The sequence below is a fragment of the Peptostreptococcus sp. D1 genome (assembly GCF_900112955.1).
Taxonomy (GTDB): domain Bacteria; phylum Bacillota; class Clostridia; order Peptostreptococcales; family Peptostreptococcaceae; genus Peptostreptococcus.
Window position 1 is genome coordinate 29,333 of sequence record NZ_FONP01000012.1, and the last position, 11,562, is coordinate 40,894.

The following is an 11,562-nucleotide window of genomic DNA, read 5'->3' on the forward strand; positions in this document are numbered from 1 at the left end:
TTTCTTTTTTCTATTGATGATATTAATTATACCACAAAATCATATTTTAATACAAAATTTGATATTATTAAATATCAATAAAAAATAAGAGAACTGTCAATCTGACAGTTCTCCAAAAGGGTATAATTTGAAATTTACATATTTGTACAATTCTGCAATTTACCAGTTTCAACACTATTTTTAATATTATCAAGTGAAGTAGAAACCAGGTTATCTACTGCTGTTTCTGTAAAGAAAGCAAAATGTCCTGTAAGTACAACATTATCCATGCTCATCAATTTTTCAACTACAGTTCCTTTTATCTTTTCGTCATCAACTTTTTGATTAACGTACATTGTTTCACATTCCAAAACGTCTATTCCTGCACCAAAAAGCTTGCCACTTTCAAGAGCATCTATTACATCATCTATGTTGACAAGAGCTCCTCTTCCAGTATTTACTAAAATCGCATCATCCTTCATAAGCTTTATATTTTCTTTGTTTATTAGATGATACGTATCATCAAATAGAGGTAAGTGCAATGAAACTACATCTGCTTCCTTCAACAAGTCATCCAAAGTATCCTTATACTCTAATACTTCTTTTGCCTCTTCATTTATAAACTTATCATATCCAATTACTTTAGCACCCAAGCCTTTAAACAGTTTTGCAGCAGTAAAACCAATTTTACCAGTACCAACAATACCTACAGTACAATTTCTAATTTCTCTTGAAATAAGATCTTTATTCCAAGTAAAGTCCCCTTTTCTCATAGCTGCATTAATATGTTTAACATTTCTTAATAACTGCATAGCATGAGAAACAGCCAATTCAGCAATTGCATTTGGAGAATATCTCGGTACGTTTGTTATGGCAACACCGTACTTCTTTGCTAACAACCCGTCAAACATATCGACTCCAGCAGTTCTAGAAGAAATTTGAGAAACTCCATATTCTTTTAGCTTCTTAAATATTTCTTCATCCTTAACTGGTATAACCTGCTGAGTTGTTACACCATCAAATCCCTTCGCCTTATCGACAGAATCTACTGATAACAACCCTTTTTCCAAAACAACTTCTATACCGTTGTTTTTAGCCCAATTTACAAAAGCTTTTTCTTCATATGGTTGAACATGATATGCTAAAATTCTCATCTTTATCCCCCTTTTTAAAATACAAGAACAATTAATAAATTAACAACAAACTTTTCTCAAACCGACATCAGCCATTATACCCATAATGGCTGCAATGCCAATTTGAATTAAATTCAAACTATTTTTCGATTGAATCTAATGCTTCTATTATTTCTGGAATAACTTTGTACAAATCTCCAACTATTCCATAATCTGCAACATTGAATATAGGTGCATCTGGATCTTTATTTATCGCAACTATTATATCAGATTCCTTCATACCAGCTAAATGCTGAATAGCACCTGAAATACCACAAGCTACGTAAAGATTTGGTTTAACTGTTACACCAGTCTGCCCAACCTGATGACTTCTGTCTATCCAGCCAGCATCAACAGCTGCTCTTGATGAACCAACGACACCACCTAGCTTACTAGCCAATTCCTCAATTACCTTAAACCCTTCTGCATTTCCAAGCCCTTTACCACCTGAAACTATAATGTTCGCATCTGTTAAAGATACTTTTTCATGAGCTGATTTAACTATTTCAATTACCTTTGTTCTGATATCAGATTCTTTTAAATCATAGTTAAGCTCTATTACTTCACCAACTCTCGAATCATCTCTTTCAGCCTTATCCATAACACCAGGTCTAACTGTAGACATCTGAGGTCGAACATCTGGACATATTATAGTAGCCATTATATTACCACCAAATGCAGGTCTAGTCTGCTTGATTTTTCCATCCTCTTCATCTATTTCTAGCTTTGTACAGTCTGCTGTCAAACCAGTGTTTAATCTTGATGCAATTCTAGGAGCAAGATCTCGACCTATATTAGTAGCTCCCAATAGAACTATCTCTGGTTTTATTTCATTTATTGAGTCAACTATAACCTTTGCATACGCATCTGTAGTGTAGTTTTCCAATAACGCATCATCAGCAATATAAACTTTCTCTGCACCGTAAGCTATCAATTCAGAAGCTAAACCTTTAACATCTTTTCCAAGTAGTATAGCATTTAAGCTAACTCCTTTAACATTTGCTAATTTTCTTCCTTCACCTAATAATTCAATTACAACGGGTGTAATTTTGCCTTGTCTTTGCTCAGCAAAAACCCATATGTCTTTATATTGATTTATATCTTGTATCTGCATAATATTCTTCTCCCTAAAATATTTGTTAAATTATGTGTGCTCCCTTTAATTCACCTATTAGCTTCTGAGCAACTTCTTTTTCTGTACCTTCTAAAATAACACCCTGACCCTTAACCTCTGGAGTGAAAGATCTAAATACTCTTGTAGGTGATGCCTTCAAGCCAACTTCTTCAGTTGTAATATCAACATCATTTATTGTAAGTACAGGTATTTCTTTTTGATACGCATCAAATATTTTGTCGATGTACATATGTCTTGGCTCGTTAAGCTCTTTTACTGCTGTCAACAATATCGGCATTTTGGCTTCTATCATTTCATAGCCATCCTCTAACTGTCTTCTTACTCTAACTTTATCGCCTATTATTTCCATATCTTCAACATATGTAACCTGTGGTATTCCAAGCTTTTCAGATATCTGAGGACCAACCTGAGCTGTATCTCCGTCTATCGCCTGTCTACCAGCAAATATTATGTCATATTCACCAATTTTTCTTATAGCCGCTGCTATAGCATTTGAAGTAGCCCATGTATCTGAACCACCAAATGCTCTATCACTTAATAACAATGCTTCATCAGCACCCATTGCCAAACATTCTCTAAGCATTACATCTGCCTGAGGAGGCCCCATTGATATAACTGTAACTGTAACATCACTCATAGTTTCTTTTAACACCAAGGCTTGTTCCAATGCGTTTGCATCATCTGGGTTCAATATACTCGGAACGCCTTCCCTGATTAATGTATTTGTTTTTTTATCTATTTTTACTTCAGTTGTATCTGGAACTTGTTTTACACATACGATAATTTTCAAATCACACACCACCTTCTATTTTAATAATTTTCCTGCTATTACCATCTGCTGTACTTGAGATGTACCTTCATAAATCGGTAGAATTCTTGAATCACGATATATTCTCTCTATTCTATAATCCTTAACGTATCCGTATCCACCATGTAACTGTAGAGCTTTATAAGCCACTTCATTTGCTATTTCAGCAGCGTAGTATTTCGCCATAGAAGATGCAATCGCCGGACTTTGACCGTTATCCTTTAGCTGTGCAGCCTGATATACCAACAATCTTGCAGCTTCAACCTTTGTAGCCATATCTGCTATTGTAAACTGAGTATTTTGGAATGCAGATAGCGGTTTACCAAACTGTACTCTTTCCTTTGTATATTTAATAGCTTCATCTAAAGCACTTTGAGCAACACCAACAGCCTGAGCAGCAACACCTATTCTACCCGCTTCTAGTGTGTTCATCATAACGTTGAATCCCTTACCTTCTTTTCCTAGTAAGTTTTCTTTTGGAACCTTCATATTTTCAAAAATTAAATCTGCAGTTCTAGTTCCTCTGATACCCATCTTATCTTCATGAGCTCCATGAGAGAACCCTTCCCATTTTGTTTCGATAATAAATGTAGATATACCCTTTGTTCCCATTCCTTTTTGAGTAACAGCTGTAACAATGGCAAAGTCACAGAAAGGAGCATTTGTTATCCAACACTTTCTACCATTTAGTATGTAGTGATCTCCTTCTAATACAGCTGTAGTCTGTGTTGCACCAGCATCTGAACCAGCACCCGGCTCTGTAAGACCGAATGCACCTACCATTGTACCTTCCGCCAATGGTTTAAGATATTTTTCTTTTTGCATTTCAGTTCCGAAATTAATTAATGGCAACGCAACTAGAGAAGCCCCTGCAGTAACATAAGTACCACATGATGCATCAGCTCTTGACAATTCTTCCATTATTATTGCATAAGAAACATAGTCAGCTCCTGCTCCGCCATATTCTCTAGGAACTATTGGACAAGAAAATTTATACTTTGCAAGCTTATCCAAAAATTCTTTCGGCATTTCAACGCCTTCTCTGTCCATCTGTTCAGCTAAATCTGTGTCATACAATTCACGCTGGCAAAAATCCTTTATAGATTTTCTTACTAATTCGTGCTCTTTCTTAAATATCATTACTCAACCTCCAAATTTGATTATTAAGATATAATATCTGCAAATGTCTGAATTCTTGTTCTCATTTGCTCAATATTACTTGTTCCTTGTTCAATTTCTATATATAAGTGAGGAATACCTGCTTCATCCATGTCTTTCTTGAAAATAGGATAATCATATTCTTCTGGATCACAGAATTTCATCAATCCATAGATTACGCCATCAATACCTAGTCTCTTCACATGATCAGCTACTATTTTGCCTCTTAATCTCTGTGGATCATAAGCCAATGAGCATCCCTCAATATTTGACCACTGCAATGCCAATCTTTCTAAAGCACTATTTCCTTCTGGAACCAATGTAGAAAATTGTCTAGTTTCCTGACCTACATTGTCATAGGCAACAGCTAGATTATTCTTTTCAATAACCTCTAGGAATCCCTTATCATCAAGAACTATACCTGTTGTCATCACTTTTTTGCCTTTGAAATCTTCCTTCGGCATTGATTTAAGAATTTCATTTAGCTCTTTAACTAGCAATGTATGCTCTTCCTTTAGCATAAAGTTTCCACTCTTTATAACAGCGTTTCTCTTTGTAGGAGTAATAGTGTTTAGATAGCTTGGAACTAATTCTACGAATTCCTGCATAACCTTTCTATGCTCGTTATAAATGTCAATACTCTTTAACATAGCATCTTCAGTTATTTCACATTCGCAAATATCTTCCAATCTTTTCTTTACAGACTCGTATTCTTCAGCTAGATAATCAACACCAGCTTGAATTTTTCTGTTGTGAGGATGAGCAAATGCTACCATAGGAATCTTAACACCTGACTTCCAGTTTTGAGTTGTACTTCTTAAAGTATCACACATACAAGGAATCATTACTGCTGAAACTCCATCATAGCTTCCCTTTAATCCATATTCAACATTTGCAGCGATTATTGAACAGACAAATGCTGGATAGTATTCCTTTGCTCTTTCTATATTCGTATTTCCACCCCACATTGACATTGGAACCATTCCACCTGCATGGGCGATTTCTTCAGGAGTGTACATTGGAAAGCATCCTACAATCTTTTTCCCACTTTTTATATAGTCCTGCAGCATCTTCTTAGGATTATTTGCTACATATTCTAATTTTTCTAATACTTCATTTAGAGTCATTATTGAGCACCTCCCTTATTTTTTCTTTCTGCCATTACTTCTACCAAACCTTCTAATCTTGTTTCAAACTGTGCCTTTGCAAAGTTTCTAGGGTCTGCTTGGTCTCCGTCAAAGCCAGTATAAGGTAGCCCAGTTTGATCATAAACTCTTCTAGCCATTTCATATTGAATGAAGCTCATCATCTTGCAGCTTCTGTTCATATGGTATAATGCACCGTCACAGTCTCCACCCTTAAGTGCATTAACTCTATACTCAACCATTCTTTCCATGTTTACGTTGTTAAACATGGAACTGTATGCTCTAGCCATTCCATCTAGATCATTAACCTCATATTCCAAAGCCCAAGCGTGTGGATATACTGAACCAGTCATATTTACACCAGCTTTAGAAGTTGATTTTAGCTTGAATCCTATATAAGGCCAGCATGGAATACCTTCCATCATTATTCTATATTTTTCCTCGCCTCTGAAAGAGGATTTACCTTCCTTAGCATTTTGCTTTAATTCTTCAATTAAAAGCTTGAATGCTTCAGTTGTTTCTTTTTTGCCTCTAGCTGCAACAATAGCTGCCATATAGTTAAACAAATCAAATCCATTCATTGGAGATGGGAAGTTACCCTCAGGCAAGCTCATTGAGTACTTCCATAGCTTACCATTTTCAGAAGAAATTCTCATTACTTCTTCCAATCTTTTTGGATCAAACGGTTTTCCAGAAATTTTTTCAAATTGCTTTATAGCCTCTTCAAATTGTCCCCTTAGGTACTTAATTCTATTATCACTAACTTCATATTCATAGTTGTATGCTGTATCTATCATAATTAGAGGTATATTAAGGTCTCTGGCAATACTTTCATACCATTTAACAACCTCATCACATATATTGTTACAGCAGCATAGGAAATCTGGCTCCGGCATTGGAAGAGCATCTGAGTGACCTTTTAACAAAAGACCAAAGTTTGTTCTAGCATATGCACAAAGGTCATTTGAATAACCTATGCCTTCAGATAATTCGCAAAGCTCTTGAGACTCTTTCTTTGCTGCAACACCTGCAGCATGGTTTTCTGGATATAATAAAACCAAGTCAAATATTTCTGCCAGCTCTTGTGGAAAAACTGATGTCGCCCAGCCTACAGGTCTGCCTTCTTCTTTGGCTTTAAATCCAGCTTGATATTGAGCATCCAATAATTCAGCAATTAATTGTTTTGCATCTTTTTTTACTTCTTCCACGATAGTCCCCTCCTAACTTATAGTATTATTCCTTTTTCCTTTAATTCGTTATATTGCTTTTCATCAATTCCGATTTCAGCCATAACCTCCTTAGTGTGTTCACCTAGCTTTGGCGCTCTTCTATAGTCACCCTTCTGAGCTTCTGTAAACATAACTGGAGTACTGAATATCACACCCTCATGTCCATTTTCATATGTATGCTTGATTAGATAATCATTTTCCCAACACTGAGGATCAACCAAAACATCAGATGGAGTTGCAAGCTTTTCATATGGTATACCAGCAGCCTGAAGTCTTTCACACCATTCGTCAACTGGTCTCTTAATAAATTCTTTTTCCATCATTTCAACGAATTCTTCCACATAGTTAACTGCACTTCTTAAAGTAGAATACTTTCCGCCAATCAAATCCGGTCTTTCAATTACTGTATTACAGAAACCTGGGAACCATTTGTCATACTGAAAGAATGCTATTTGTATCCACTTATCATCAGCACACTTGAAAGTTGTATTTAATGGGTTAGGTGGTTGACGACGAGTTATAGGCATTTCGTAACCATAGTGAGCAGCTGATACCATAATACCCATACCAAATACAGCAGTATGGAATAAAGATACTGTTACTCTTTCTCCTAATCCAGTTTCTTTTCTCTTATATAAAGCTGCCATAATACCACCAGCTAAACTCATACCAGCATAATGATCACCAAGACCAGCAACTGGGTTAGCAGGAGATGTTCCTTTTTCCATCAAGCTTGCAGCTACACCACCTCTTGCAAAGTATGCAGTATAGTCGAATGCTGGATTATCCTTTGCAGGTCCCTTATCTCCATAGCCCAATAGATGAGCATATATGATGTGAGGAGCTCTCTTCTTTACCTCTTCGTAGTTTAGTCCACTCTTGTCCAAAGCTTTCTGTCTAGTATTAGTTAAGAAAACATCAGCACCTTCCAATAATTTATAAATTATTTCAACACCCTCTTTAGTGTTTGTATCAACTACTATATCTTTCTTACCTGAGTTTTCTATCTCAAACATCGGATTTTCTTCCTCAGTTGCTGGGAAACACCATTGAATACCGACAATTCTCATTGAATCCCCGAAGCTAGGTTCAATCTTAATTACCTCTGCCCCCCAATCAGCAAGTACTCTACCACATATTGGAGCTGCAACAAAGTTTGCATACTCAATAACTCTTATACCCTTTAACGGTAATCCTGTATTTGACATAACTCTACCTCCTAGTATACTTATAAAATAAAAAATAATTTTGTAAAAATCACTAAAATTTTTATACACTATATTATTAAGCAAATCACGTGCCAACTTTTATACAATTTAAAAATTTTTTTGTGTTTTTTTCTGTGTTAAATTCAGAAAATTTTGTAATAATAATTAAAAATTTATTATTTTTTTTGAATAAAAAAATATATTTTTTTCATTTTGATAATTAAACAGCTTTTTAATATTGAGTAGAATTCAGTTAATTATCTGAATATTCTTTTTTTTGTTTGTATTTTTGATATTTGTATTATATACGAAAATAAATTTCATTTTTCTAGTCAAACAAAAATTATTTAAATTATTATCAGCACAGATAATAATTTAAAATCCAACTACAAAATTTATTTTTTTGCTTTTTGCAAAAAATAAAAAGGATAAATAATTATCAAATATTCATCCTTTTTTCATTATTTTTTTATTTATTTTTTATCAAACAACTAAATATATTTTGCAAACCTTTTCTATTAATTCACATTAATAAAAATCTATCAATTTTGCTTTTTGCAAATTTTCGCATTTTGCAAAAAATAACTATTCAATTTCTTCGACATCAAGCTCTTCATTTCTAGCAACCTCCCACTTATGATCAGGATGCTCTCTTTTGAACTTTCTGTTCTTGTAAACTCCAATAGTAAGGAAAGGTATAACGATTGCAACTATTCCCAAGTAGCCACAATATCCATAGCCATATTTAACAATATTAGTAAGTCCTGTCAATGATATAATCATACATACAACCATTATCAATACAGCTACCAATGCTCTTCTCGTTCTTTGAGATTTAATTGACATTAGCTTTGGCGCATCTTCAAACCTATTTACCAATCCAAATATTGTTGTAACACCAGTAGAAATCAAGCATAAGAACAGTGAAATCTTATATGCCACAGATATTGCTGTATTTCCAGTTTGCATCGCAACATAAAGAGTTGGTAAAGTCAGCTGATCAGCAGCCTTTATTTCATGATACCAGCCAAGTAGCATTGTAACTGCCAAACATAGAGCAACTGCATTCATAACAAATGACAAAGCCATGGAAGCAGTAGCCTCTTTTTCGTTCTTTAACAAGCATCTTGAACTAGCTGCCAACGATGGTATAACCACTGACTGAAAACCAGCATAAGTGAATATAAGAATAAAAGGCTTTGAAAAGCTTGGACCCCAAAATTCTTTATTCTGTAAAATCGTACCAATTTCAGTTGCTCTCAGCTTTATACCTGTTATAAATATCAACAGACAGCAAATCAAAATTACAATAGACATTGCTCCAGCAGCACTTGAAACCACAATAACACCATATATCGTTAAGAAAAGCAAAACTGCTCCCACTAACAATAGAGAAATTGCATATGGAATACCCATTGCCTGTAACACCGCTGTCGCTCCAGCAATAACAGCACTAACAGCCATTATTACCATCAGATAATAATATACTTCCCAAAGCAATTCCAGCTTTGTGTAGGGTCTCCACAATTCGGTAAATAATTCCTTATAATTTTTACAATCATTATTATTATACATAACTATTACCTCTCTCATCGTAAGAGTAAGAAGTAACATAGCTAACACAGCTGTGAGTGGAGCAGTCCAGCCAAACTGTACATAGTACTGAGTTTCTTGATTACCAGTAGCAAAGCCTCCACCAGCATGAGAACCAAATAGTACCGCAGCAACACCAAAAATGGCTGCCATTGAGCTTACTGTTCTTACTTTTTTCATTTTTAAATTCCCCCTTGATAAAATTAACTATAATAAATATAATCAAATTTTTATCAAGCAAAAATCATGCCAAAAAGGTTACTTCGTTAAAATATTTTAATTAATATAGACAAAACACCTAATCTAAATTTATATATCCCTTTTTTATTTTTCTATAAACTGTCGAAGGATTTATACCCAATGATTTAGATGCATCACTTATATTACCGAATTTACATAATGCATTTTTCAATAATTCTTCTTCTATTATCTGATGAGCTAAATCTATTGTTATATTTTCACTGTTATTTATTCTAGACAATATCTTTTCTCCAAAATCAGTTGGAAATCTACCATCCTCAGCATTCATTTTATCCTCATTGCTAGAAATGTCATTTATTCCGATATTTTCATTCACTCTTTCAAATCCGATATTGGAATTTTGGGAAAATTCTTTGTTATTCTCATCTGAATTTATATTATCAACATTGTCTATATTATCGATATTCCCTAAGGTCAAAATTCGCTCTAATTGTTCAGAATAAATATTTTCATGTGGAGATAAAATTACCAGCCTCTCGATAACATTTTTTAATTCCCTTATATTTCCCTCCCATTTATTTTTCAAGAGCAGCTTTTCGGCATCCTTTGTCATTACAATCTTCCTATTATACCTTTTATTAAAAAGCTGAATATAGAAGTCGCTTATCAATAGTATGTCCTCTTTTCTCTCTCTAAGTGGTGGTATTATCAAAGGAATAACATTCAAACGATAATAGAGATCCTGTCTGAAAATTTTCGGATCCTTTAGCTCCTCCTTTGTCTTATTTGTTGCACAAATATATCTGACATCGACCTTTTTGGGCTTGATAGCTCCAATCCTCAAAATTGCATTTTCCTGGATTACTCTCAGCAATTTCTTCTGAGTCTCCAATGGTAGCTCTCCAATCTCATCCAAGAAAATTGTACCTCCATCAGCAGCTTCAATCAATCCCATTTTCCCATCTTTGTTGGCACCTGTAAACGAACCCTTTTCATAACCGAATAGCTCCGATTCAATAAGATCTCCCGGTATGGACGCACAATTGATCGCAACGAAGTTTTTATCCCTTCTCTTGCTTTGATTCCAAACTGTGTTTGCAATTATTTCTTTACCGACTCCCGATTCTCCAATTATAAAAACTGGAGCATCAGATGGTGCAACCCTTGAAATTATAGATTTTATTTTCTTTATCCTAGGACTCTCACTAATGTAATCAATCGTATAGTGATCTTTTTTTTCTTGCTTTTTAGCCAAATTAATCAATCTAGAAACATCTCTTCCAGTCAAAACTCCGCCTTTTAAAATACCATCCTTGTCGATAATAGGAACAGCCGTATAAGAGATTACTCTTCCGTCTGAATAAACGATATCTCTATAGACCTTTGTACGTTTGTTGATCATCTCAGTAATCACAGGATTCTCGACTTTATTTTCGATAACCAATTCAGAAATATTTTTTCCAAGTACCTCATTTCTTTTAAAAGGAAGAAGCTCGTCACAAATACCGTTCATTTTTCGAAGTGTTCCATTTTCATCAAACAATACTACTATTTCATCTATATGCTCTATTACGTTGGAGATCATCTCGTCCAGTATAAACGTTCGCTCAAAAATATAAAGGTAGAATCTCTCACCGTCTTCATTTTTTATCAAATACTCCGTACCTTGAAGATACGTATCAGCTATGTTAAAGTATTTAATCTTTGGATTTTCCGAATTATCTCTTATAACCCTTACTTGACTAAGGCTTTCTAGCTCATCAACATCTAGATATTCATAGACGTATTCAAATTGCTTATTTTTGCATACTATTCCACCATCAAAATCAAAAACGATAGCAGGGTTGTCGATATTTGAAATCAGCTCGGCAATTATAGTTAAATCCATAACAATCCTCCATTCAATTGTGGAGATATGAATATTCATATCTCCA

9 protein-coding genes are annotated in these 11,562 nt (G+C 34.5%); all 9 read right to left on the bottom strand.

The window, feature by feature from the left end:
- Nucleotides 1-134: 134 nt before the first annotated feature.
- Nucleotides 135-1,133, bottom strand: a complete 999-nt coding sequence (locus BM120_RS08490; protein ID WP_091995006.1) for a D-2-hydroxyacid dehydrogenase — start codon at nt 1,131-1,133, stop codon at nt 135-137.
- Nucleotides 1,134-1,251: 118 nt separating this feature from the next.
- The gene (locus tag BM120_RS08495) at nt 1,252-2,265 is read right to left on the bottom strand and encodes an electron transfer flavoprotein subunit alpha/FixB family protein (RefSeq protein WP_091995009.1); all 1,014 of its coding nucleotides are present in this window, start codon (nt 2,263-2,265) and stop codon (nt 1,252-1,254) included.
- Between the two features lie 25 nt (nt 2,266-2,290).
- Nucleotides 2,291-3,076 carry an electron transfer flavoprotein subunit beta gene (gene etfB / locus BM120_RS08500; protein WP_091995012.1) on the bottom strand — a complete coding sequence of 262 codons (786 nt, stop codon included), beginning with the start codon at nt 3,074-3,076 and terminating at the stop codon, nt 2,291-2,293.
- Between the two features lie 15 nt (nt 3,077-3,091).
- Nucleotides 3,092-4,234, bottom strand: coding sequence for a putative isocaproyl-CoA dehydrogenase AcdB (gene acdB, locus BM120_RS08505; protein WP_091995016.1), 1,143 nt, complete (start codon nt 4,232-4,234; stop codon nt 3,092-3,094).
- A 23-nt stretch (nt 4,235-4,257) separates the two neighbouring features.
- A complete protein-coding gene (locus BM120_RS08510; protein WP_091995019.1) occupies nt 4,258-5,379 on the bottom strand; it encodes a 2-hydroxyacyl-CoA dehydratase subunit D in 1,122 nt (373 codons plus the stop codon).
- Nucleotides 5,379-6,605, bottom strand: coding sequence for a (R)-2-hydroxyisocaproyl-CoA dehydratase subunit alpha (locus BM120_RS08515; RefSeq protein ID WP_091995022.1), 1,227 nt, complete (start codon nt 6,603-6,605; stop codon nt 5,379-5,381). Before BM120_RS08515 ends, BM120_RS08510 begins: the two co-directional genes overlap by 1 nt.
- 17 nt (nt 6,606-6,622) lie before the next feature.
- Nucleotides 6,623-7,834, bottom strand: a complete 1,212-nt coding sequence (locus tag BM120_RS08520) for a CaiB/BaiF CoA transferase family protein (protein ID WP_091995025.1) — start codon at nt 7,832-7,834, stop codon at nt 6,623-6,625.
- A gap of 585 nt (nt 7,835-8,419) precedes the next feature.
- Complete coding sequence (locus BM120_RS08525; RefSeq protein ID WP_091995028.1) at nt 8,420-9,607, bottom strand: YkvI family membrane protein; 1,188 nt, start codon at nt 9,605-9,607, stop codon at nt 8,420-8,422.
- Between the two features lie 118 nt (nt 9,608-9,725).
- The gene (locus BM120_RS08530; protein ID WP_091995030.1) at nt 9,726-11,516 is read right to left on the bottom strand and encodes a sigma-54 interaction domain-containing protein; all 1,791 of its coding nucleotides are present in this window, start codon (nt 11,514-11,516) and stop codon (nt 9,726-9,728) included.
- Between the last annotated feature and the right edge of the window lie 46 nt (nt 11,517-11,562).